The organism is Thermus brockianus (assembly GCF_021462505.1).
In the GTDB taxonomy this organism is placed as follows: domain Bacteria; phylum Deinococcota; class Deinococci; order Deinococcales; family Thermaceae; genus Thermus; species Thermus hydrothermalis.
Map to the genome: position 1 here is coordinate 243,934 of NZ_JAKEDV010000001.1, position 21,716 is coordinate 265,649.

Annotated in this window: 22 protein-coding genes; 15 read left to right on the plus strand and 7 right to left on the minus strand. The window is 66.5% G+C overall.

Going from position 1 to position 21,716, the window contains the following annotated elements; translation table 11 throughout:
• Nucleotides 1-34 precede the first annotated feature (34 nt).
• On the minus strand, nt 35-2,245 hold the full coding sequence (locus LXN00_RS01335) for an ATP-dependent Clp protease ATP-binding subunit (protein WP_234503591.1): 2,211 nt from the start codon (nt 2,243-2,245) through the stop codon (nt 35-37).
• A 115-nt stretch (nt 2,246-2,360) separates the two neighbouring features.
• Between LXN00_RS01335 and LXN00_RS01340 the strand changes: the two genes are divergently transcribed.
• Both LXN00_RS01340 and LXN00_RS01345 read left to right on the plus strand, forming a co-directional pair.
• Complete coding sequence (locus LXN00_RS01340; RefSeq protein ID WP_234503593.1) at nt 2,361-3,881, plus strand: glycine--tRNA ligase; 1,521 nt, start codon at nt 2,361-2,363, stop codon at nt 3,879-3,881.
• A 13-nt stretch (nt 3,882-3,894) separates the two neighbouring features.
• Entirely contained in the window at nt 3,895-4,890 is a 996-nt protein-coding gene (locus LXN00_RS01345) for an aspartate-semialdehyde dehydrogenase (protein ID WP_234503596.1), read from the plus strand.
• Here LXN00_RS01345 and LXN00_RS01350 read toward each other — a convergent pair.
• A complete protein-coding gene (locus LXN00_RS01350; protein WP_234503599.1) occupies nt 4,877-5,584 on the minus strand; it encodes a TlyA family RNA methyltransferase in 708 nt (235 codons plus the stop codon). The two genes, LXN00_RS01345 and LXN00_RS01350, sit on opposite strands and share 14 nt — an antisense overlap.
• Nucleotides 5,585-5,602: 18 nt before the next feature.
• Between LXN00_RS01350 and LXN00_RS01355 the strand changes: the two genes are divergently transcribed.
• A complete protein-coding gene (locus tag LXN00_RS01355; RefSeq protein WP_234503603.1) occupies nt 5,603-5,914 on the plus strand; it encodes a DUF3234 domain-containing protein in 312 nt (103 codons plus the stop codon).
• Nucleotides 5,907-6,335 carry a hypothetical protein gene (locus tag LXN00_RS01360; RefSeq protein ID WP_234503605.1) on the plus strand — a complete coding sequence of 143 codons (429 nt, stop codon included), beginning with the start codon at nt 5,907-5,909 and terminating at the stop codon, nt 6,333-6,335. Before LXN00_RS01355 ends, LXN00_RS01360 begins: the two co-directional genes overlap by 8 nt.
• On the opposite strand, the gene LXN00_RS01365 is transcribed toward LXN00_RS01360, so the two are convergent.
• Together LXN00_RS01365 and LXN00_RS01370 are read right to left on the minus strand one after the other, a co-directional pair.
• Nucleotides 6,332-7,978 carry a glutamine--tRNA ligase/YqeY domain fusion protein gene (locus tag LXN00_RS01365; protein ID WP_234503607.1) on the minus strand — a complete coding sequence of 549 codons (1,647 nt, stop codon included), beginning with the start codon at nt 7,976-7,978 and terminating at the stop codon, nt 6,332-6,334. The two genes, LXN00_RS01360 and LXN00_RS01365, sit on opposite strands and share 4 nt — an antisense overlap.
• Nucleotides 7,979-7,987: 9 nt before the next feature.
• On the minus strand, nt 7,988-8,752 hold the full coding sequence (locus tag LXN00_RS01370) for an enoyl-CoA hydratase/isomerase family protein (RefSeq protein WP_234503608.1): 765 nt from the start codon (nt 8,750-8,752) through the stop codon (nt 7,988-7,990).
• A gap of 91 nt (nt 8,753-8,843) precedes the next feature.
• Between LXN00_RS01370 and infC the strand changes: the two genes are divergently transcribed.
• From infC to mqnB, 6 genes are all read left to right on the plus strand, one after another.
• The gene (infC, locus tag LXN00_RS01375; protein ID WP_071677664.1) at nt 8,844-9,359 is read left to right on the plus strand and encodes a translation initiation factor IF-3; all 516 of its coding nucleotides are present in this window, start codon (nt 8,844-8,846) and stop codon (nt 9,357-9,359) included.
• Nucleotides 9,360-9,451: 92 nt separating this feature from the next.
• Nucleotides 9,452-9,649 (plus strand): 50S ribosomal protein L35, encoded by a 198-nt coding sequence (gene rpmI / locus LXN00_RS01380; RefSeq protein ID WP_071677665.1) that lies wholly within the window; start codon nt 9,452-9,454, stop codon nt 9,647-9,649.
• Between the two features lie 12 nt (nt 9,650-9,661).
• On the plus strand, nt 9,662-10,024 hold the full coding sequence (gene rplT, locus LXN00_RS01385; RefSeq protein WP_234503610.1) for a 50S ribosomal protein L20: 363 nt from the start codon (nt 9,662-9,664) through the stop codon (nt 10,022-10,024).
• 55 nt (nt 10,025-10,079) lie between these two features.
• Nucleotides 10,080-10,544 (plus strand): COG2426 family protein, encoded by a 465-nt coding sequence (locus LXN00_RS01390; RefSeq protein ID WP_234503613.1) that lies wholly within the window; start codon nt 10,080-10,082, stop codon nt 10,542-10,544.
• Nucleotides 10,541-12,202 (plus strand): glycerol-3-phosphate acyltransferase, encoded by a 1,662-nt coding sequence (locus tag LXN00_RS01395; protein ID WP_234503614.1) that lies wholly within the window; start codon nt 10,541-10,543, stop codon nt 12,200-12,202. The genes LXN00_RS01390 and LXN00_RS01395 overlap by 4 nt, the downstream gene beginning before the upstream one ends.
• Nucleotides 12,202-12,858 carry a futalosine hydrolase gene (gene mqnB, locus LXN00_RS01400; protein ID WP_234503616.1) on the plus strand — a complete coding sequence of 219 codons (657 nt, stop codon included), beginning with the start codon at nt 12,202-12,204 and terminating at the stop codon, nt 12,856-12,858. The genes LXN00_RS01395 and mqnB overlap by 1 nt, the downstream gene beginning before the upstream one ends.
• A gap of 37 nt (nt 12,859-12,895) precedes the next feature.
• Here mqnB and LXN00_RS01405 read toward each other — a convergent pair whose 3' ends face one another.
• The 3 genes from LXN00_RS01405 to LXN00_RS01415 all read right to left on the minus strand — a co-directional run bounded on the left by LXN00_RS01405 (nt 12,896) and on the right by LXN00_RS01415 (nt 15,741).
• The gene (locus tag LXN00_RS01405) at nt 12,896-13,510 is read right to left on the minus strand and encodes a superoxide dismutase (RefSeq protein WP_234503618.1); all 615 of its coding nucleotides are present in this window, start codon (nt 13,508-13,510) and stop codon (nt 12,896-12,898) included.
• A gap of 68 nt (nt 13,511-13,578) precedes the next feature.
• Entirely contained in the window at nt 13,579-14,976 is a 1,398-nt protein-coding gene (gene fumC / locus LXN00_RS01410) for a class II fumarate hydratase (protein ID WP_234503632.1), read from the minus strand.
• Nucleotides 14,977-14,997: 21 nt separating this feature from the next.
• Nucleotides 14,998-15,741 carry a TerC family protein gene (locus LXN00_RS01415; RefSeq protein WP_234503635.1) on the minus strand — a complete coding sequence of 248 codons (744 nt, stop codon included), beginning with the start codon at nt 15,739-15,741 and terminating at the stop codon, nt 14,998-15,000.
• A 32-nt stretch (nt 15,742-15,773) separates the two neighbouring features.
• Here LXN00_RS01415 and LXN00_RS01420 point away from each other — a divergent pair, with 32 nt between their 5' ends.
• The 5 genes from LXN00_RS01420 (at nt 15,774) to LXN00_RS01440 (ending at nt 21,716) form a co-directional block, all read left to right on the plus strand.
• Nucleotides 15,774-16,769 (plus strand): YpdA family putative bacillithiol disulfide reductase, encoded by a 996-nt coding sequence (locus tag LXN00_RS01420; RefSeq protein WP_234503638.1) that lies wholly within the window; start codon nt 15,774-15,776, stop codon nt 16,767-16,769.
• 137 nt (nt 16,770-16,906) lie between these two features.
• Nucleotides 16,907-18,595, plus strand: a complete 1,689-nt coding sequence (ilvB, locus tag LXN00_RS01425) for a biosynthetic-type acetolactate synthase large subunit (RefSeq protein ID WP_234503641.1) — start codon at nt 16,907-16,909, stop codon at nt 18,593-18,595.
• Complete coding sequence (ilvN, locus tag LXN00_RS01430) at nt 18,592-19,104, plus strand: acetolactate synthase small subunit (RefSeq protein ID WP_234503667.1); 513 nt, start codon at nt 18,592-18,594, stop codon at nt 19,102-19,104. Before ilvB ends, ilvN begins: the two co-directional genes overlap by 4 nt.
• Nucleotides 19,101-20,114: a ketol-acid reductoisomerase gene (ilvC, locus tag LXN00_RS01435; protein ID WP_234503669.1), complete on the plus strand. Its 1,014-nt coding sequence runs from the start codon at nt 19,101-19,103 to the stop codon at nt 20,112-20,114. The genes ilvN and ilvC overlap by 4 nt, the downstream gene beginning before the upstream one ends.
• A gap of 45 nt (nt 20,115-20,159) precedes the next feature.
• Nucleotides 20,160-21,716 (plus strand): 2-isopropylmalate synthase, encoded by a 1,557-nt coding sequence (locus LXN00_RS01440; protein WP_234503670.1) that lies wholly within the window; start codon nt 20,160-20,162, stop codon nt 21,714-21,716.

Here is a 21,716-nt window from a genome sequence, read left to right on the forward strand (position 1 = left end):
CCTAAAACCCTTTCCCCCACCTTGCGCTACCCATCTAGACCAAGAGCTCCTCGCCCTCCACCTCGTGGAAGGCCAGGCGGCCTTCCTCCACGGCCACGTAAAGCCGCCCCGTGGGCTTTTTCAGGAGGGCCAGGGAAAGGGGGTCTTCTATGCGCTCCCGGATCACCCCGCGGATGGCCCGGGCGCTTCCCGTCTTGGGGGCCTGTTCCACCACGAAGCGGGCCACTTCCGGAGCGAAGGCCACCTCTATGTCCCGGCTCTTCAGCTCCTTCTGGATATCCTCCAGCATGAGCCGGGCCACCTGCACCAACTCCTCCTCCGTGAGGGGACGGAAGCGGATCACCTCGTCCAGGCGGTCCAGGAACTCAGGGGTGAAGAGGGCCTTCAAGGGGGACTCGGTGTCCACCTCCTTGCTGGTGAAGCCGATGGCGGGGCCCACGTTGTAGCCGGTGTTGGAGGTCATGATGAGGATGACGCGGCGGAAGTCCACGGTGCGCCCCATGCCGTCCGTGAGGCGGCCTTCGTCCAGGACCTGGAGGAAGGTGTTGTAGATGTCGGGGTGGGCCTTTTCAATCTCGTCCAGGAGGACCACGCTAAAGGGTTGGCGGCGCACCGCTTCCGTGAGACGGCCCCCTTGCTCGTAGCCCACGTAGCCGGGCGGGGCCCCGATGAGCTTGGAGATGGAGTGGGGCTCCTGGAACTCGGACATGTCAAAGCGGATGAGGGCCCGTTCCGAGCCGAAGAGCACCTCAGCCAGCGCCTTGGCCAGTTGCGTCTTGCCCACGCCGCTTTGCCCCACAAAGAGGAAGCTCGCGGCTACCCGGGTCCTGCCCCCGAGGCCCACCCGGGCCCTCCTTAGGGCGTTCGCCAGGGCGCGGATGGCCTCCTCCTGGCCCACCACCCGCTTCCTTAGCTCCTCTTCCAGGCGCATGAGCTTTTCGTCGTCCTTGTCGTCCACGTAGACCCCGCCCCAGGAGTCCACCACCGCCTCGATGTCCTCCCGGGTCACCACGGGGGTGCCGTCCTCCTCCTCGGCCACGGGCAGGCCCAAGGAGGCATTGAGGCGCACGCGGCTTGCCGCCTCGTCAATGAGGTCAATGGCCTTGTCGGGGAAGTTGCGCCCGGGCAGGGAGCGGATGCCGATTTTGACCGAAAGCTCCAGGATCTCGTCCGGGATGATGACCCCGTGGTGGGCCTCGTAACGGGGGCGGAGGCCCTTGAGGATCTCCAGGGTTTCCTCCGGGGAGGGTTCCAGGACGATCACCGGTTGGAAGCGGCGCTCCAGGGCGGGGTCCTTTTCAATGTAGCGGTGGTACTCCCCGGTGGTGGTGGCCCCAATGACCTGGATCTCCCCCCGGGCCAGGGCCGGCTTCAGGATGTTGGCGGCGTCCAGGGTGCCCTCGGCCCCCCCGGCCCCGATGAGGGTGTGGAGCTCGTCAATGAAGGCGATGACCTTGGCGTTTTTGAGCTCCTCAATGATCTGGCGAAGCCTCTCCTCAAACTCGCCCCGGTACTTGGTGCCCGCCACCACCCCGGCCAGGTCAATGGCCACCACCCTGGCCCCCCGCAGGATGGGGGGAACCCGGCCCTCCACGATGGCCTGGGCCAGGCCTTCCACGATGGCGGTCTTGCCCACCCCCGGGTCCCCGATGAGGACGGGGTTATTCTTGGTGCGCCTCGCCAGGATCTGGATGACCCGGTTGATCTCCTCCTGCCGGCCGATCACGGGGTCCAGCTTCCCTTCCCGGGCCTCCTTGGTGAGGTCGCGGCCGTACTCGTCCAGGAAGGGGGTGTTCACGGGCTTTTCCCGCTCCCGCCCCTCAGCCATGGACAGGACCCGCCAGCGGATGGCGTCCACGTCCTTGGCGAAGTGGGAGAGGATGCGGTAGGCGATCCCGTCCCCCTCGCGGATGATGCCCAGGAGGATGTGCTCGGTGCCGATCACCGAGGCGCCCATGTTGCGGGCCTCGGCGCTCGCCAGCTCCATGACCCGCCTCGCCCTGGGGGTGATGGCGGGGGGCTCGCCCGTGCGGCTCCCCTCACCCCGGCCCACCAGCTCCTCCACCATGCGGCGCATGGCCTCGAGGCTCGCCCCGTACTCCTGGAGGATGCGGGCCGCGGTGCCCCCCTCGCGCATCAGGCCCAGGAGGAGGTGCTCTGGGCCGATCATGGAGTGGCCTAAGCGGCTCCCCTCCTCCCTTGCGTAGTGAAAGACCAGCCTGGCGCGGTCGTCGTACCTGTTCATGCTCCCCTCTACCTCACATTCTAGCCTAAGCCCTGCCCCTTCGTGGGTTTGCGCCCCCGCTCACCTTGGCCTTAAGATGCCCTTTAACCGGGGCTTGGCCCCTTGGGGAGGAGAGATGCCAGCGAGCACCCTTGACGAACTGGTGGCGCTTTGCAAACGGCGTGGGTTTATCTTTCAGGGCTCGGAGATCTACGGGGGCCTTCAGGGCACCTACGATTACGGGCCCTTAGGGGTGGAGCTCAAGAACAACCTGAAGCAGGCCTGGTGGCGCAGGAACGTCTACGAGCGGGACGATATTGAGGGGCTGGACGCCAGCATCCTCACCCACCGCCTGGTCCTCCACTACTCCGGCCACGAGGCCACCTTCGCCGACCCCATGGTGGACAACCGCATCACCAAGAAGCGCTACCGCCTGGACCACCTCCTGAAAGACCAGCCCGAGGCGGTGCTTTCCCGCCTTTACCGGGCCATGGAGGTGGAGGAAGGCCACCTCCACGCCCTGGTGCAGGCCATGATGGCCTCCCCGGAGCGGGCCGGGGGGGCCATGACCGCCGCCGGGGTCTTGGACCCGGCCACGGGGGAGCCCGGGGACTGGACCCCACCCCGGTACTTCAACATGATGTTCAAGACCTACGTGGGGCCGGTGGAGGAGGAGGCGGCCTTGGCCTACCTGCGCCCGGAGACCGCCCAGGGCATCTTCATCAACTTCAAGAACGTCCTGGACGCCACAAGCCGCAAGCTTCCCTTTGGCATCGCCCAGATCGGCAAGGCCTTCCGCAACGAGATTACCCCCAGGAACTTCATCTTCCGGGTGCGGGAGTTTGAGCAGATGGAGATTGAGTACTTCGTGCGCCCGGGGGAGGACGAGTACTGGCACCGCTACTGGGTGGAGGAACGCCTCAAGTGGTGGCAGGAGATGGGCCTAAGCCGGGAAAACCTGGTGCCCTACGAGCAACCCCAGGAGGAGCTCGCCCACTACGCCAAGGCCACGGTGGACATTCTCTACCGCTTTCCCCACGGCCTGGAGGAGCTAGAGGGCATCGCCAACCGCACGGACTTTGACCTGGGAAGCCACACCAAGGACCAGGAGGAGCTCGGGATCACCGCCAAGGTGCTCAGGAACGAGCACTCCACCGCCCGCCTGGCCTACCGGGACCCGGACACGGGGAAGTGGTTCGTCCCCTACGTGATAGAGCCCTCCGCCGGGGTGGACCGGGGGGTCTTGGCCCTTTTGGCCGAGGCCTTCACCCGGGAGGAGCTGCCCAATGGGGAAGAGCGCATCGTCCTCAAGCTCAAGCCCCAGCTCGCCCCCATCAAGGCGGCGGTCATTCCCCTCGCCAAAAACCGGCCCGAGATCACCCAGTACGCCAAAGCCCTTAAGGCCAAGCTCCAGGCCCTGGGCCTCGGGCGGATCCTCTACGAGGACACGGGCAACATCGGCAAGGCCTACCGCCGCCACGATGAGGTGGGGACCCCCTTCGCCATCACCGTGGACTACGATACCATCGGCCAGAGCAAGGACGGCACCACCCGGCTCAAGGACACGGTCACGGTGCGGGACCGGGACACCATGGAGCAGATTCGGCTCCACGTGGACGAGCTGGAGGGGTTTTTGCGGGAGAAGCTTAGGTGGTGATACCATGGGCGGCATGAGGGTAGCCGTGGTGGGGGCCACGGGGGCCGTGGGGCAGGAGATCCTGAAGGTCCTCGAGGCCCGCAACTTTCCCCTAAGCGACCTTAGGCTCTACGCCTCCCCCCGCTCCGCCGGGAAGCGCCTGGCCTTCAGGGGGGAGGAAATCCCCGTGGAGCCCTTGCCGGAAGGCCCCTTGCCCGCCGATATCGTCCTGGCGAGCGCCGGCGGGGCCCTTTCCAAGGCCCTCGCCCCCCTTTGGGTGGAGGGGGGTGCGGTGGTGGTGGACAACTCCAGCGCCTTCCGCTACGAGCCCTGGGTGCCCCTGGTGGTGCCCGAGGTGAACCGGGAGGCCATCTTCCGCCACCAGGGGATCATCGCCAACCCCAACTGCACCACCGCCATCCTGGCCATGGCCCTTTGGCCCCTGCACCGGGCCTTCCGGGCCAAGCGGGTTATCGTGGCCACCTACCAGGCGGCCTCGGGGGCGGGGGCGAAGGGGATGGAGGAGCTTCTAAGGGAAACCCACCGCTATCTCCACGGGGAGACGCCAGAGGCCCAGGTCTTCGCCCACCCCCTTCCCTTCAACGTCATCCCCCACATAGACACCTTCCAGGAAAACGGCTACACCCGGGAGGAGATGAAGGTGGTGTGGGAAACCCACAAGATCTTCGGGGACGAGTCCATCCGCATCAGCGCCACCGCCGTGCGGGTACCCACCCTTAGGGCGCACGCGGAGGCGGTGAGCGTGGAGTTCGCCGAGCCCGTCACCCCCGAGGCGGCGCGGGAGGTCCTGCGGCAGGCCCCCGGGGTGGAGGTGGTGGACGAGCCTTTGGCCAAGCGCTACCCCATGCCCCTCACCGCCAGCCACAAGTGGGACGTGGAGGTGGGGCGGATCCGCCAAAGCCTCGCCTTTGAGAACGGCCTGGACTTCTTCGTGGTGGGGGACCAGCTCCTGAAGGGGGCCGCCCTCAACGCCGTGCAGATCGCCGAGGAATGGCTTAAGGGCGCCTGAGCCAAAGCCAGACCTCCCGGTTTCCCTCCTTGCCCGGGAGGGGGCTTTCCTTTTCCCCGAGCACCCGGAAGCCCAAGGCTTCCGCCTTCTCCCGCACCCGGCGGAGGGCCTCTCGCCTTAGGGCCTCCTCCCGCACCACCCCCTTGTGGGCTCCAGGCCAGAGCTCAAACTGGGGCTTGACCAGGACCAAGGCGTCCCCCCCGGGCTTGAGAAGGTCCAAGACCTTGGGCAGGAGGAGGGTGGAGGAGATGAAGGACACGTCCATGACCAAGAAGTCCACGGGCTCGGGGAGGTGGAGGGTGCGGGCGTCCTGCTTCTCGAGGCTCACCACCCGGGGGTCCTGGCGCAAGGTGGGGTGGAGTTGCCCTTTCCCCACGTCCACGGCGTAGACCCGCCTCGCCCCCCTTTCCAAGAGCACCTGGGTGAAGCCTCCCGTGCTCGCCCCCAGGTCCGCCGCCACCTTGCCCGCCACCTCCAAGGGAAAGGCCTCCAGGGCCCCCAGGAGCTTGTAGGCACCCCGGCTCACGTAGCGGGCCTCTTCCAGGACCTCCACCCGGGCCCCTTCGGGCACAGGGAAGGCGGGCTTCGCCACCACCTTGCCCTCCACAAGAACCTTGCCCTGGGCGATGAGGGCTTTGGCCTTCTCCCGGCTTTCCGCAAGGCCCTTTTCCACCAGGTACCGGTCCAGGCGCACGGAAGGTATTATCTACCCGTGGAGCCCGAGCTTTCCGGGGTCTGGTACGTGTTGGAAGGGGAGCCGGGGGAGCACCTGGTGGTGGAGGCCCTGGGCCAGAGGCTTTCCGGCATCTGGACGCGCCGGGAACTGGCCGAGGCCTTTCTCGCCCACCATCCGCATCTGGGCATGCGGGTGAGCCCTTTGGAAAGCAGGGCCCTAAAGGAGGCCTTCCTCAGGGCCTTGGGGATGCTCAAGGTGGAGGCGGTCATGGTGGACTACCGGCCCGGGGTGCACCGGGCCCAGGTGGCCAAGGTGGCGGAGCTCTTAGAGGAGGTGCGGCGTGCGTAGGGCTTTGGCGCTACTTGGGGTTCTTTTGGCCTTGGGGCTAGCCCAGCGGGCGGAGGTGAGCCTGGGTAGCCCCTTCGGCGTGCAAGGGGGCGTGCGCTTCGCCCTGGTGCCTTTTTTGGCGGAGGGGCGGGTCTACGGGGGGGTGGGCCTCGAGGTCCTGGGGGGTGGGGTGGACCTCCTCCTCAAGCTTCCCCTCACCGACCTCTACCTGGGCCTGGGGAGCTTCTACGGCACGGGGCCCGCCTTAAGCTACCCCGGGGACACCCGGGGCCAGGGGGGCGTGCGGGCGGTCTTGGGCACCTGGCTCAACCTGCCCCTCCCCCTCCTCGGGGCCTACCTGGAGGTTCACCCCACCTACTACCTAACCCCCACCCAGGGCTTCGGGGTGGGGGCGGCCTTGGGCCTAAGCCTGGGGCTTTAGGCCTTGTACCCCTCCTTGAGGGGGACGATGCGGTTTAGGACCAGGGCCCCGGGCCTCGAGTCCACAGGGTCTTGCCAGAAGTAGCCCAGCCGCTCCAACTGGTAGCGGGTGTCCTTGGGGTTTTGGGCGAGGCTCGGCTCCACGAAGCCATGCCTGACCACCAGGGCCTCGGGGTTCAGGTTCTTCAGGAAGTCCCCGCCCTCCTCCGGGTCCTTGGTGAGGAAGAGGCGGTTGTAGAGGCGGAACTCCACGGGCAGGGCGTGGCGGGCGGAAACCCAGTGGATCACCCCCTTGGGCTTGACCCCGTCCTCCGGGTTGGCCCCCAGGGTCCCGGGGACGATGCGGGCCTTGAGGAGCTTCACCTCGCCCCCTTCCTCCACCACGTCCTCCAGCTCTATCACGTAGGCGTGGCGGAGGCGCACCCGCTGCCCGGGGGCGAACCGCTTCCAGCCCTTGGGGGGGTTGAGGGCAAAGTCCGTGCGCTCAATGTAAAGCTCGGGGGAAAAGGGCAGGGGACGGGTACCCTCCTTGGGGATGTCCCGGGGCCAGTAGGGGGCCTCGAGCCACTCCTCCCCCTGGTAGTTGGTGAGGAGGACCTTTAGGGGCTCCACCACCCCCAGGACCCGGGGGGCGATGGGGTTCAAGTCGTCCCGCACCACCTCCTCAAAGAGGTCCATCTCAATGAGGGCCTCGTTGCGGGAAATCCCCGTGCGGCGAACGAACTCCAGGATGGCCTCGGGCCGCACCCCCCGCCGCCTAAGCGCCCTTAAGGTGGGAAGCCTGGGGTCGTCCCAGCCCGAAACGTACCCCCCCTCCACCAGCCGGATGAGCTTGCGCTTGGAGAGGACCGTGTGGCTCAGGTCCAGCCGGGCGAACTCGTACTGGTGGGGCCTGGGGGCGAGGGGCAGGCCGCACTTCCCCTTGAGGTTCTCAATGACCCAGTCGTAGACCGCCCGGTTGTTCTCAAACTCCAGGGTGCAGAGGGAGTGGGTCACGCCCTCAATGAAGTCCTCGAGGGGGTGGGCGTAGTCGTACATGGGGTAGATGACCCACCGGTCCCCGGCGTGGTAGTGGGGGGCGTGGACGATGCGGTAAAGCACCGGGTCCCGGAGCTTGAAGTTGGGATGGGCGGGGTCAATCTTGGCCCTCAGGACCCGGCTTCCCGTGGGGAACTCCCCCCGGCGCATCCTCTCAAAGAGCTCCAGGTTCTCCTCCACGCTCCGCTCCCGGTAGGGGCTCGGCTTGCCCTCGGCCCTGAGGGCGCTCATCTCCTCCTCGGAAAGGTCGTCCACGTAGGCCTTGCCCTCTCGGATGAGGACCAGGGCGCATTCGTACATCGTTTCAAAGTAGTCCGAGGCGTAGAGGATGCGGTTCGGCGTGAACCCGAGCCAGCGCACGTCCTCCTCAATGGCCCGGGCGTACTCCTCCTTCTCCGTTTCCGGGTTGGTGTCGTCGTAGCGGAGGTTGCACTCCCCACCATAGTCCAGGGCGAGGCCGAAGTTGAGGAGGATGCTCCGGGCGTGGCCGATGTGCAGGTAGCCGTTGGGTTCGGGGGGAAAGCGGGTGAGGAGCTTAGGGTACTTTCCCTCCTTGAGGTCCCGCTCCACGATCTCGGTGATGAAGCACTCGGGGACGAGGCCCATAACCCAAGTCTACGAGAAGCGGGGCTTTCTCTTCTCAAAAAAGGCGCGGATGCCCTCCTTGAGATCCCCGGTTTCCCGCACCCAGGCGTTGGCCAAGGCGGCGAGGCGGAAGCCGTCCTCGAGGCCCATCCCCGGCAGGGCGAGCAAAAGCTCCTTGGTGAGGCGCAAGGAGGTGGGGGCGTTTTGCGCCACCTCCTCCGCCAGGGCCACCGCCTCCTCCAGGGCCTTCCCGGGAGGGCTTATGCGGTTTGCGAGCCCTAGGGCCCGGGCCTCTTCCGCCCCCACGAGGCGCCCCGTGAGGAGGAGGTCCTTCGCCACCTTTTCCCCCACGGCCCGCACCAGGATCACGGAAACCAGGGCGGCCACGAAGCCGATCTTGACCTCGGTGTAGCCCAGCTTGGCCCCCTCGTCCATGACCACGAGGTCGCAGGCGGTGGCAAGCCCGGCCCCGCCCGCCACCGCCGGGCCGTTCACCGCCGCCACCGTGGGCTTGGGGAAGGTGTAGAGGCGGTGAAAGAGGCGCATGAGGGAAAGGGAGTGGCGGTAGTTTTCCTCCGCCCCCATCTCCGTGACCCTTTCCAGAAAAGCCAGGTCCGCCCCAGCGCTAAAGGCCTGGCCTTTCCCGGTGAGGACCACCGCCTTGGCCTCGGGGTCTTCCTCCGCTTCCCCTAGGGCCTTCAGGAGGCCCTCCACCATGGCGGGGGAGAGGGGGTTTCGCCGCTCGGGGTCATTGAGGTAAAGGCGGTAGACCCGCCCGCGTTCCACCTGGACCATGCCCCCATTGTAGTGGGGAAGGCTTCCTGCTAGACTGCCCTTAGCCCGCACAGGAAGAGGCCAAGGCCCTGCGGGCTAGGAGGTGGTGTAGATAAAGGAGTACCTGGTAAACGAACGCATCCGCGCCAAACAGGTGAGGGTCATCGGACCCGATGGGCAACAGCTCGGCATCATGGACACGCGGGAGGCCCTGCGCCTTGCAGAGGAGCAGGACCTGGACCTGGTCCTGGTGGGCCCCACCGCCGACCCGCCCGTGGCCCGCATCATGGACTACTCCAAGTGGCGCTACGAGCAGCAGGTGGCGGAGAAGGAGGCCCGGAAGAAGGCCAAGCGCACCGAGGTCAAGTCCATCAAGTTCCGGGTCAAGATTGACGACCACGACTATCAGACCAAGCTCAACCATATCAAGCGCTTCCTGGAGGAGGGGCACAAGGTCAAGGTCACCATCATGTTCCGGGGGCGGGAGATGAGCCACCCCGAGCTTGGGGAAAGGCTTTTGAACCGCGTGGCCGAGGACCTCAAGGGCCTTGCCGTGGTGGAGATGAAGCCCGAGCTCTTGGGCCGGGACATGAACATGCTCCTGGCCCCCGCCAAGGTGTCCGCCTAGACGGAGGGCGTTTCCCTTGGTATAGTGGGAAGGCTTTTGGGGAGCCCTCAAGACCCCTTCTAGGGGCGCTTCCCAAGGGCAGGAGGAAGCGTATGCCGAAGATGAAGACCCATAAGGGCGCCAAGAAGCGGGTAAAGGTGACCGCTTCGGGCAAGGTGGTGGCCATGAAGACGGGCAAGCGGCACCTCAACTGGCACAAGTCCGGTAAGGAGATCCGGCAGAAGGGGCGGAAGTTCACCCTGGCCAAGCCCGAGGCGGAGCGGATCAAGCTCCTTCTCCCCTACGCGTAAAGGAGGTAGAGGATGCCGCGCGCCAAAACCGGGGTTGTCCGCCGCAGGAAGCACAAGAAGATTCTGAAGCTCGCCAAGGGCTACTGGGGCCTTCGCTCCAAGAGCGTGCGCAAGGCCCGGGAAACCCTCTTCGCCGCTGGGAACTACGCCTACGCCCACCGCAAGCGGAAGAAGCGGGATTTCCGCAAGCTCTGGATCGTGCGCATCAACGCCGCTTGCCGCCAGCACGGGCTCAACTACTCCTCCTTCATCCACGGCCTGAAGAAGGCGGGGGTGGAGCTGGACCGCAAGGTCTTGGCGGATCTGGCGGTGCGGGAGCCCCAGGCCTTTGCCGAGCTCGTGGAAAGGGCCAAGGCCGCCCGGGCCTCGGCCTAAAGCGTGCCCCTTGGCGCCCTGCGGGAGGCTTCCTGGCAGGGCGCTTTTTTTGACCATGCCGCCTGAGCTTTACGTGGTCTTGGTGGCCGCCCTGCCCGTGGTGGAGCTAAGGGGGGCGATCCCCTTGGGGGTAGCCTTGGGGCTTCCCCCGTGGGAGGCTTTTCTCTTGAGCCTTCTCGGCAACCTCTTGGTGGCCCCCGTGGCCCTGGCCCTCCTGCCCTGGGCGGTGGGCCTAATCACCCGCCACCCCTTCTTTGCCCGGCTCTGGCGGGCCCTCGAGGCCCGGGTTCGGCTAAAGGGGGAAGAGCAGGTGCAAAGGCTCGGCGCTTTGGGCCTTTTCCTCTTCGTGGCCGTGCCCCTTCCCGGCACCGGGGCCTGGAGCGGGGCGGTCCTCGCCGTGGTGCTCGGGCTTAGGCGGCGCTACGCCTTCTTGGCCATTTCCTTGGGGGTCCTGGCCGCAGGGCTTATCGTCCTCCTCCTCACCGGGGGAGCGGTGGCCGGGCTAAACTACCTGCGATGACCGCCTTCTTGCTTCCCTTGGCATACGCGGTGGGGGCGCTTCCTTTGGGGTACTGGCTCGCCCGGCGGCGGGGGGTAGACCTGCGCACGGCAAGCCCCTACACCTTGGGTCTGGAAAACGCCGTTAGGCGCCTAGGTATAGGGTTTACCCTCCTGGCCTTTGCCCTGGACTTCTTGAAGGGGTACCTCCCCCTCCTCTTGGGGCGCGCCCTCGGGCTTTCCCTGGCGGAGCTTCTCCTTCTGGCGATGGCGGCCTACCTGGGCCACCTCTACCCCCTTTTCCTGCGCGACCCTTGGCCGCTTCGGGCCAAGGGGGCCGGGGTCCTCTTGGGCATCGTGGCGGGGCTTCCCTTGCCCCCCGCCTTGGGGATGGTGCCCGTGGCCCTGGGGCTTGCCCTTTACGCCCTCACGGGCTACGCCTCCTTGGGGGCTTTGGGGCTTCCCTTGGGCCTCGTCTTGGCGGGGTTCCTCGGGGGGTGGGGCGGGGTGGAAAGGCTTCTCGCCTGGGGGCTCCTTCTCCTCGCCCTTTGGCGCTACAAGGAGAACCTGGGCCGGATCCTCGAGGGCACCGAGCCCAAGCTGGGAAACCCCTTGCCCCTCCCCTCGGAAAAGCAGGTGGTCTGCGCCTTCCTCATCCACCCCCTTACCCTAGAGGATTTTTGGCAAAGCCCCCGGTTCCGCTGGCTTAGGCCCTTGGTGCGCCTGGGGCTTCTGCGAAAGGAGTGGATAGAGGGGCTTGCGGAGCGCTTCCGCCCCATGAAGGTGGGGGAGGTGCGCGGGGTGAAGACGGCGGACGGGCGGGAGGTGCTCTGCCACCTGATCTCCGCCCCCCTCCTGCCCCACCAGATCAAGGGGAAGCCCGAGCTTGCCGTGAGGCGGGCCATCCAGGGGGCGAGGCTCGCCCAGGAGCTTGGGGCCACGGTGGTGGGCCTGGGGGCCTTTTGGAGCGTGGTGGGGGAGAAGGGGAAGAGGGTGCAGGAGGCGGTGCCGGGGATCCAGGTGACCAACGGCGGCGCCTACACCGCTGGCACGGTAAAGGCGGCCATCCCCCAGATCCTCGCCCACTTCGCCCAAAGCGGCAAGGACCTAAAGGCCACCACCGCCGCCGTGGTGGGGGCCAACGGGGTGGTGGCCTTCGGCATCGCCCGGCAGATCGCCCCCCTGGTGGGCCGGCTCATCCTGGTGGGGCGGGACCTGGAACGGCTTGGGCGGGCGGCGGAAACCTTGAGGAAAAACCTGGAGCGGAAAGGGGAAGCCCCCGAGATCCAGGTGAGCACCGAGGTGGGGGCCATCCGGGAGGCGGACCTCGTCTTCACCGCCACCAGCGACCCCAACCCCGTCATCTACCCCGAGCACGTGAAGCCCGGGGCCTGGATCTACGATGAGGGGGTGCCCCCGGACGTCCACCCCTCCGTGAGGGAGGTGCCGGGGGTGCGGGTCATCCCCGGGGGGGTGGTGCGGCTTCCCGGGGAGGCTTGGGCCACCCTGGACCTCCACTTTGGCGCCCGGGACCAGGTCCCCGCCTGCCTGGCGGAAACCATGATCCTGGCGGCGGAGGAGGCCTTTGACCGCAAGAGCCTGGGGGGAGAGCTCAAAGGGGAAAACATCCAGTTCTTCGTGGAGCGGGCGGAGGCCTTGGGCTTCCGGGTGGTGGACTAGTGTGGCTCCTCCTTTCCCCCACGGCCCTCGAGGCCCCCTTCCTCCGGGGCGAGCCCTTCGCCTTCCTCGGGCGGAAGGGGCTTAGGGGGGAGGGGTTCGTCTACCTGGAAACGGGCATCGGCAAGGTCAATGCCGCCCTCGCCCTGGCCCTTTGGGCGGCCACCCACGAGGTGGAAAAGGCCCTCCTTTTCGGCATCGCCGGGGCCTACCCGGGTAGCGGCCTCCGCCCGGGGGATCTGGTCCTGGTGGGGGAGGAGGTAGAGGCGGACCTGGGGCTAAAGGAGGGCCTTGCTCCCTTGGGCTTCCCGGCCTTGGAGCTTGGGGAAAAGCTCTACTTTTTTAACCGCTTTCCCCTGGATCCTGGCCTCACCCAAAGCCTGGCCCAGAGCCTCGGCCTTCGGGTCGTCACCGGCCTCACCCGGGACCTGGTTTCAGAAGGCCTCGAGGAGGCCCTGGCCTTGGCCAGCCGGTGGAACGCCGCCTTGGAGAACATGGAGGGGGCGGCCTTCGCCCGGGCCTGCCTCGCCCTCGGCATCCGGGGGGCGGAGCTTCGGGCCATCTCCAACCCCGCCGGCGTCCGGGACAAGGGGGCCTGGCGGGTGAAGGAGGCGGTGGCGGCCCTGGAGGAGGCCCTGGCCCGCCTCTTGGAAGGATAAAGGGGGCCTCTCCCGGCCCCCTGGAGGCGCGAGGCCTTTAGGCCTTCTTGTAGAAGGCCTCCGCCACGTCCCAGTTGAGCACGTTCCAGATGGCCTGGAGGTAGTCCGCCCGGCGGTTTTGGTACTTCAGGTAGTAGGCGTGCTCCCAAACGTCAATGCCCACGATGGGGGTGAAGCCCTCCATCACGGGGTTGTCCTGGTTGGGGGTGGAGAGGACGTGGAGCTTGCCGAAGGGGTCCTTCACGAGCCAGGCCCAGCCCGAGCCGAAGCGGCCCATGGCCGCCTGGGTGAGCTTCTCCTTTAGGGCCTGGAAGCCGCCCAGCTGCTCGTCAATGGCCTTCTTGAGCTCCCCCACGGGCTCCTTGGCCCCGCCCGGGGTAAGGAGTTGCCAGAAAAGGCTATGGTTCAGGTGCCCGCCCCCGTTGTTGCGCACCGCCATCTGGATGTCCTGGGGCAAGGCGGCCAAATGGCGGAGGAGCACCTCCAGTTCGGCCCCGTGCAGGTAGGGGTACTTTTCCAGGGCGGCGTTGAGGTTGTTCACGTAGGCCCCGTGGTGCTTCTGGTGGTGGATCTCCATGGTCTGGGCGTCAATGTGGGGCTCCAGGGCCTCGTAGGGGTAACCGAGTTCGGGTAGCTTGAACGGGTACGGCATACCTCACCTCCCAAGCCCCACTATAAGGCACCCACCCCTTTAGGGGGTGGGCGTCCTCACAAAGCGCCCTAGCCCTCGTGGGGCTTGGCGAGCTTTAGGGGCACCACGATGCGGTCAAACTCCTCTTCGGTAAGGTAGCCCAGCTCCAAGGCCGCCTGCTTCAAGGACTTCTTCTCCTTGATGGCCTTCTTCACAATCTCCGCCGCCTTGTCGTAGCCGATGGCCTTGTTGAGGGCGGTGGCCAGCATGGGGTTTTTCTGCAGGTGCTCCTCAATCCGCTCCAGGTTGGGCTCAATCCCCTTGGCCAGGTGCTCGTCAAAGGATTCCATGGCGTCCGCCAGGAGCTTGATGGACTCGAGGGCGGCGTCCACCATCACCGGCTTGTAGACGTTGAGCTGGAAGTTCCCCTGGCTTGCGGCAAAGGCCACGGCGTGGTCGTTGCCGTAGACCCGCACCACCACCATGGTGAGGGCCTCCACCTGGGTGGGGTTCACCTTGCCGGGCATGATGGAGGAGCCGGGCTCGTTGGCGGGGATGAAGATCTCCCCAATCCCCCCGTAAGGCCCCGAGGCCAGCCAGCGGATATCGTTCCCGATCTTCATCAGGGCCCCGGCCAGGGTGCGCAAAGCCCCCATCACGTGGGCAAGCTCGTCGTGGGCGGCCAAGGCGGCGAAGCGGTTTTCCGCCACCCGGAAGGGAAGGCCCGTCTCCTCCGCCAGGTACTGGGCCACCAGCTCGCCGAAGCGGGGGTGGGCGTTGAGCCCCGTGCCCACGGCGGTGCCGCCGATGGCGAGGTTGTAGAGGCCCTTTCCCGCCTCCTTCACCATGCCCAGGGTGTTCCTAAGTTGCGCCGCCCAGCTTCCCACCTCCTGCCCCAAGGTGATGGGCACGGCGTCCATAAGGTGGGTGCGCCCGGTTTTGACGATGGTGTCAAAGGCCTTGGCCTTCTCCTCAAAGGTGGCGATGAGGGCTTCCGCCGCCGGGTAGAGCCGTTGGTGAAGGGCCAGGGCCGTGGCCACGTACATGGCGGTGGGGAAGGTGTCGTTGGAGCTCTGGCCCCGGTTCACGTGGTCGTTGGGGTGGACGTACTTGCTCCCAAGGGGCTTTCCCAAGATCTCCGAGGCCCGGTTGGCGATGACCTCGTTCACGTTCATGTTGGTCTGGGTGCCCGAACCCGTCTGGAAGACCACCAGGGGGAAGTGCTCGTCCAGCTTGCCCTGGACCACTTCTTCCGCCGCCTGGATGATGGCCTTGGCGATTTCCTCGGGAAGCTCCCCAAGTTCCAGGTTGGCTCTGGCGGCGGCCTTTTTCAGCATGCCGTAGGCCCTTATGACCTCTATGGGCATGCGGAAACGCCAGGCCCCAATCTTAAAATGCTCCAGGGAACGCTGGGTCTGGGCCCCCCAGTACTTGTCCGCCGGCACCTTCACCTCGCCCATGGTGTCCCGCTCAATCCGGTATTCCATAGGACCACCTCCGGCCCGATTTTACCCTTCCTCTTCATACGGCTGGTGGAGCTTCACGGGCTTGCCCCTGAGCCCCGCCCGCAGGTTCAGCCACTCCACGAAGACGGCGAAGCCCATGGCGAAGTAGACGTAGCCCTTGGGGATGTGAACCCCTGTTCCTTCCGCCACCAGGGTGAAGCCGATGAGGAGGAGGAAGCTTAGGGCGAGCATCTTCACCGTGGGGTGCTCGTTCACGAAGGCGTAGATGCCCTTGGAGGCGAGGAGCATGATGGCCACGGAGATGAGGATGGCCGCCACCATCACGGGCACATAGCGGGTGAGGCCCACGGCGGTGATCACGGAGTCAATGGAGAAGACGATGTCCAGCAGGAGGACCTGGGCGATGACGCTGGCGAAGCTCGGAGCCACCCGCTTCACCGCATGCCCCGGCTCCCCTTCCAGCTTCTCGTGGATTTCCTTCACCGACTTGTAGATGAGGAAAAGCCCCCCAGCCATCAGGACCAGGTCCTTCCCCGTGACCTCGTGGCCCAAAAGGGCGAAGAGGGGTTTCTTAAGCGCCATGATCCAGGCGATGGAGAGGAGGAAGAGGATGCGGGTCACCGCCGCCAGGCTCAGGCCCAGAACCCGGGCCCGGTCCTGCTCCTCTTTGGGAAGCTTAGAGGCCAGGATGCTGATAAAGATCACGTTGTCCACGCCCAGGACCACCTCCAGCACCGTGAGGGTGACGAGGGCGATCCAGACCTCGGGGTTAGCGAGCCACTCCATGGGCAAGAACTATACCCCATAAACTGGGGAGCATGGTGGACGTGTTGGTGGTGGGGGCGGGTCCCGTGGGGCTTGCCTGCGCCATAGAGGCCAAGCGCCATGGGCTTTCCCACCTGGTGTTGGAAAAGGGCACGGTGGCGGAAACCATCTACCGCTTTCCCCGGAACATGCTCTTTTTCTCCGAGAGCAAGAACATAGAGATCGGGGGCCACCCCTTGGTGTCCCACGGCCCCAAGCCCACCCGCAGGGAGGCCCTCCTCTACTACCAGCGCGTGGCGGAGCGGGAGGCCTTGAACGTCCTCACCTACACGGAGGTTCTCCGCATCCAAGGCCAGGAGGGGGCCTTTCAGGTTTTCGCCCGGGGACGGCAAGGGGAGAAGACCTTCCTCGCCCGCTACGTGGTCCTGGCCACGGGCTACTACGGCAACCCCAACCGCCTGGGCGTGCCCGGGGAGGACCTGCCCCACGTCCTGCACCGCTACGAGGAGGGGGAGGCCTTCTTCGGCCGCAAGGTGGCGGTGGTAGGGGGGAGCAACTCGGCGGTGGAGGCGGCTTTGGAGCTTTACCGGGCTGGGGCGAAGGTGGTCTTGGTCCACCGGGGGAAGTGGGTGCGCCCTAGCGTCAAGTACTGGCTTCTTCCCGATTTTGAAAACCGGGTGAAAGAGGGGAGCATAGAGGCCTTCATGGAGGCGGAGGTGGAGGCGATTACCCTCGAGGGCCTCTGGCTTAGGCGCCCCGCTGGGCGGGTCTTCTTGGAGGCGGACTTCGTGCTGGTCCTCATCGGCTACCGGGCCGAGGACCGCCTGCTGCGGGAGGCCGGTGTGGTTTACGAAGGGGAAAAGCCTCGCCTAAGCCCTGAGTTGGAAACCTCCATTCCGGGCCTCTTCGCCGTGGGCTCCTGCGCCTTTGGCCCCGACACCCGCTCGGTGTTCATAGAAAACGGCCGGGAGCACGCCAGGCTGGCCCTCTTTGCCATCGCCAAGCGGCTTGGCCCCTTGACACCCCCGCGGGGTGCGGGCTATCCTTAGCGGCAAGATGCGTTTCGCTCTCACCCTATCCCTAGGCCTGGTCCTAATCGTAGGGCCAGCGGGGGGTAGGGTGTAGCGGTTTTCAGGCGCATCCAAACCCCCCGGGAAACCGGGGGGTTTCGGTTTAGGAGGGGGCGATGAAGGGAGCGGAGGCACTTTTAAAGGCGCTGGAACGGGAAGGGGTGGAGTTGATCTTCGGCCATCCGGGCGGGGCCATCATGCCCACCTACGACGCCCTCTATGACAGCAAGATCCGCCACATCCTGGTGCGGCACGAACAAGGAGGGGTGCATGCGGCCACAGCCTATGCCCGGGCGAGCGGCCGGGTGGGGGTGGTCATGGCTACCTCGGGCCCCGGGGCGCTCAACCTGGTCACGGGGCTTGCCGACGCCTACATGGACTCCACCCCGGTGGTGGCCATCACCGGCAACGTTCCCCGGGCCCTCATCGGCACGGACGCCTTCCAGGAGGCGGACGTCACCGGGGTCACCATGCCCATCACCAAGCACAACTACCTGGTCCAGGACGTGAACGAGATCCCCCGGGTGGTGCGGGAGGCCTTCCACATCGCCTCCACGGGGCGCCCGGGGCCCGTCCTGATTGACATCCCCAAGGACGTGCAGCTCGCCGAGTTCACGGGGGATTTTGAGGTGGAGCTGGACCTGCCCGGCTACAAGCCCACCACCAAGGGCCACCCCAAGCAGATTGAGCGGGCCCTGGACGCCCTGGAGAAGGCGGAAAGGCCCATCCTGATGGTGGGGGGCGGGTCCCAGCACGCCCACGCCGAGCTCCTCGCCTTCGCCGAGAAGACGGGCCTGCCCGTGATCACCACCCTGATGGGCCTCGGGGCCTTCCCCGGCAACCACCCCCTCTGGCTCGGGATGCCGGGGATGCACGGCACCGTGGCCGCCAACCGGGCCATCCACCACGCCGACGTGATCCTGGCCATCGGCCTTCGCTTTGACGACCGGGTCACGGGCAAGGTTTCCCGCTTTGCCCCCCACGCCCACACCATCATCCACGTGGACATAGACCCGGCGGAGATCGGCAAGGTGGTGCGCACCCACATCCCCATCGTGGGGGATGCCCGGCTGGTCCTGAAGGAGATGCTCAAGGGGGCCAAGCCCCTGAAGCTTGCGAGCTGGTGGCGGGAGCTGGAGGAGTGGCGCACCCGCTACCCCTTGCGCTGGAAGCCTAGGCCCCACCTGCAAAGCCAAGAGGTGATCCGGGCCTTCTTTGAGGCCACCGGGGGGAACGCCATCGTCACCACGGGGGTGGGGCAGCACCAGATGTTCGCCGCCCAGTTCTTCCCCGTGACCCGGCCCAGGAGCTTCATCACCTCTGGGGGCCTGGGTACCATGGGGGTGGGGCTTCCCTTCGCCATCGGGGCCAAGTTCGCCCGGCCGGACGAGCTCGTCATTGACTTTGACGGGGACGGCTCCTTCCAGATGACCCTGCAGGAGCTGGCCACGGTGGTGAAGTACGGCCTGGACGTGAAGGTGGTGATCCTGAACAACGGCTACCTGGGGATGGTGCGCCAGTGGCAGGACCTCTTCCACGCCAAGCGCTACTCCGAGGTCTACCTGGCGGACTCCAACCCGGACTTCGCCCGCCTGGCCGAGGCCTACGGCATCCGGGGCATCAAGGTGGAGCGCAAGGAGGACCTGAGGAAGGGCGTGGAGGCGGTCCTGAACGCCGATGGGCCCGTGGTGGCGGAGTTCAAGGTCTACCACGAGGAGGGCGTCTTCCCCATGATCCCCGCGGGCGGCGCCGCGGAGGACATGATCCTCGAGCACCCCGAGGAGAAGGAGGAGGTGGAGGCGTGAGGCACGTCATCTCGGTCCTAGTGCAGGACCATCCCCGGGTCCTGAACCGCATCACCAGCCTGTTCGCCCGCCGGGGCTTCAACCTGGAAAGCCTGGCCGTGGGGACCACCCATGTGCCCGGCCTTTCCCGCATCAGCCTGGTGGTTTCCGGGGACGACCACACCCTGGAGCAGGTGGAGAAGCAACTCAACCGGCTCATAGAGGTGCTCAAGGTCACGGACCACTCCGAGCCCCACGTGGAGCGGGAGCTTTGCCTGGTAAAAGTCCACGTGGCCGGGGTGGAGGAGCGGCTTGCGGTGAAGGACATCCAGGAGGCCTTCCGGGCCCGGGTGGTGGACGTGGCCCAGAGGAGCCTGATCCTGGAGCTCACCGGCGACTCCAAGAAGGTGGACTCCTTCATTGAGGCCCTGAGGCCTTACGGGATCCTCGAGGTCATGCGCACCGGGGCCGTGGCCATGAGCCGCGGCGAGAGGACCCTTAAGGTCAGGGAAAAACGGGAGGCGGTATGAAGATTTACTACGAGCACGATGCGGACCTAGGCTTCATCCTCGGCAAGAAGGTGGCGGTACTGGGCTTTGGCTCCCAGGGGCACGCCCACGCCCTGAACCTGAAGGAGTCGGGGGTGGACGTCCGGGTAGGCCTCCGGCCCGGTTCCAAGAGCTTCGCCAAGGCGGAGGCGGCGGGGCTCCGGGTGCTTTCCGTGGCCGAGGCGGTGCGGGAGGCGGACATCGTCATGGTCCTCCTCCCCGACGAAACCCAGGGGCGGGTCTACCGGGAGGAGATAGAGCCCAACCTGAAGGAAGGGGCGGCCTTGGCCTTCGCCCACGGCTTCAACATCCACTTCGGCCAGATCAAGCCCAGGCGGGATCTGGACGTCTGGATGGTGGCCCCCAAGGGGCCCGGCCACCTGGTCCGGAGCGAGTACCAAAGGGGTAGCGGAGTGCCCGCCCTGGTGGCGGTGCACCAGGACGCCTCGGGGAGCGCCTTCCCCACCGCCTTGGCCTACGCCAAGGCCATCGGGGCCGCCCGGGCCGGGGTCATCGCCACCACCTTCAAGGACGAGACGGAAACCGACCTCTTCGGGGAGCAGGCGGTGCTCTGCGGGGGGCTCACCCGGCTCATCCAGGCGGGGTTTGAGACCCTGGTGGAGGCGGGGTACCCGCCGGAGATGGCCTACTTTGAGACCGTGCACGAGGTGAAGCTCATCGTGGACCTCATCTACGAGGCGGGCTTCGCCGGGATGCGCTACTCCATCTCCAACACCGCCGAGTACGGGGACTACACCCGGGGCGAGGTGGCGGTGCCAGTGGAGGAAACCAAAAGGCGCATGCGGGAAATCCTCCGGCAGATCCAGACCGGGGAGTTCGCCCGGGAGTGGATGCTGGAGAACCAGGTGGGCCAGCCCGTCCTCGAGGCCAACCGCAAGCGCTGGAAGACCCACCCCATTGAGGAGGTGGGGGCGAGGCTGCGGGCCATGATGCCCTTCCTCAGGGCGAGGGTATTGGAGGAAGTGGGGTAGCGAGAAGGCCCCCTTTTGGGGGCCTTCTGCGTAAGGGAGGGAACCATGGAGCGGCACATTCGGATCTTTGACACCACGCTCAGGGACGGCGAGCAAAGCCCAGGGGTGGCGCTTTCCTTGGACCAAAAACTGGAAATCGCCCACGCCCTGGCCCGGCTCAACGTGGACATCATTGAGGCGGGCTTCCCCGTATCCGGGCCCTTGGAGTTTGAGGCGGTACGGCGCATCGCCACGGAGGTCAAGGGCCCCATCATCGCCGCCTTGGCCCGCACCCACACCCTGGACATTGACCAGGCGGCCAAGGCCCTGGAGAAGGCGGAAAAGCCCAGGATCCACGTCTTCACCTCCGCCTCCAAAATCCACCTGGAGTACATGCTGAAGAAGACGGAGGAGGAGGTTTTGGAGATGGCCGATAAAATGGTCCGCTACGCCCGTCGCTACGTGGACGACGTGGAGTTTTCCGCCCAGGACGTGATGCGGGCGGACTGGGACTTCGTGAAGCGGCTTTACGAGGTGGCCATAGAGGCGGGGGCCACCACCATCAACATCCCCGACACCACGGGCTACGGAACCCCCGGGGAGTACGGGGCCCTCATCCGCCGCATCCGCGACGAGGTGGTGCGGGGCCGGGACGTCATCATCTCCACCCACACCCACGACGACCTGGGCCTGGCCACGGCCAACGCCCTGGCGGGGATAGAAAACGGGGCGGGCCAGGTGGAGTGCACCATCAACGGCATCGGGGAGCGGGCGGGGAACACCTCCTTGGAGGAGGTGGTCATGGCCCTCTACGTGCGCCGCGACTGGTACAAGGCCTACACCCAGATCAACACCCGGGAGATCTACCGGGTTTCCCGCCTGGTGGAGCGGTACACGGGGATGCCCGTTCCTCCCAACAAGGCCATCGTGGGGGACAACGCCTTCGCCCACGAGTCCGGCATCCACCAAGACGGCGTCCTGAAGCACCGGGCCACCTACGAGATCATGGACGCCGAGCTCATCGGCCGCCGGCCTGCGGTGATCGTCCTCGGGAAGCACTCGGGACGGGCGGCCTTTAGAAAGGCCCTCGAGGACCTGGGCTACAAGGACCTCTCCGAGGAGGACCTGAAGAAGCTTTTCGCCCGCTTCAAGGAGATCGCCGAGAAGAAGGGCCCCCTTTCCGCCGAGGAGCTTCAGGCCCTGGTGGAAAGCGAGCGCGAGCCCGCCTCCCACTTCTTCGCCCTGGAGCACGTGCAGTTCTTCTCGGGCTCGGGCCTCCTGCCCACGGCCACGGTGAAGGTAAGGACCCCCGATGGGGAAAGGGTGGCCACCCACACGGGGGACGGGCCGGTGGACGCCGTGTACAAGGCCATCCAGGAGGCCATTGGCCTCAGGCCCGAGCTTGAGCTCTACCGGGTGGAGGCCATCACGGGGAGCACCGAGGCCTTGGGCCAGGTGACGGTGCGGCTCAGGCTCGGCGAGCTCCAGGCGGTGGGGGTGGGGGTTTCCCCCGACATCATTGAGGCGAGCGCCCTGGCCTTCTTGGACGCCGCCGGGAAGCTGGCCTCGGGCCGGGCCACCCGGCACCCCCCTTCCATCGCCGAGGTGGAGCGAGGGGTTTAG

Coding starts and splice junctions, on each gene's coding strand:
- LXN00_RS01335 (WP_234503591.1), bottom strand. CDS start 2,245: ATGAACAGGTACGACGACCGCGCCAGGCTGGTCTTTCACTACGCAAGG.
- LXN00_RS01340 (WP_234503593.1), top strand. CDS start 2,361: ATGCCAGCGAGCACCCTTGACGAACTGGTGGCGCTTTGCAAACGGCGT.
- LXN00_RS01345 (WP_234503596.1), top strand. CDS start 3,895: ATGAGGGTAGCCGTGGTGGGGGCCACGGGGGCCGTGGGGCAGGAGATC.
- LXN00_RS01365 (WP_234503607.1), bottom strand. CDS start 7,978: ATGGGCCTCGTCCCCGAGTGCTTCATCACCGAGATCGTGGAGCGGGAC.
- LXN00_RS01370 (WP_234503608.1), bottom strand. CDS start 8,752: ATGGTCCAGGTGGAACGCGGGCGGGTCTACCGCCTTTACCTCAATGAC.
- rpmI (WP_071677665.1), top strand. CDS start 9,452: ATGCCGAAGATGAAGACCCATAAGGGCGCCAAGAAGCGGGTAAAGGTG.
- rplT (WP_234503610.1), top strand. CDS start 9,662: ATGCCGCGCGCCAAAACCGGGGTTGTCCGCCGCAGGAAGCACAAGAAG.
- LXN00_RS01390 (WP_234503613.1), top strand. CDS start 10,080: ATGCCGCCTGAGCTTTACGTGGTCTTGGTGGCCGCCCTGCCCGTGGTG.
- LXN00_RS01395 (WP_234503614.1), top strand. CDS start 10,541: ATGACCGCCTTCTTGCTTCCCTTGGCATACGCGGTGGGGGCGCTTCCT.
- LXN00_RS01405 (WP_234503618.1), bottom strand. CDS start 13,510: ATGCCGTACCCGTTCAAGCTACCCGAACTCGGTTACCCCTACGAGGCC.
- fumC (WP_234503632.1), bottom strand. CDS start 14,976: ATGGAATACCGGATTGAGCGGGACACCATGGGCGAGGTGAAGGTGCCG.
- LXN00_RS01415 (WP_234503635.1), bottom strand. CDS start 15,741: ATGGAGTGGCTCGCTAACCCCGAGGTCTGGATCGCCCTCGTCACCCTC.
- LXN00_RS01420 (WP_234503638.1), top strand. CDS start 15,774: ATGGTGGACGTGTTGGTGGTGGGGGCGGGTCCCGTGGGGCTTGCCTGC.
- ilvB (WP_234503641.1), top strand. CDS start 16,907: ATGAAGGGAGCGGAGGCACTTTTAAAGGCGCTGGAACGGGAAGGGGTG.
- ilvC (WP_234503669.1), top strand. CDS start 19,101: ATGAAGATTTACTACGAGCACGATGCGGACCTAGGCTTCATCCTCGGC.
- LXN00_RS01440 (WP_234503670.1), top strand. CDS start 20,160: ATGGAGCGGCACATTCGGATCTTTGACACCACGCTCAGGGACGGCGAG.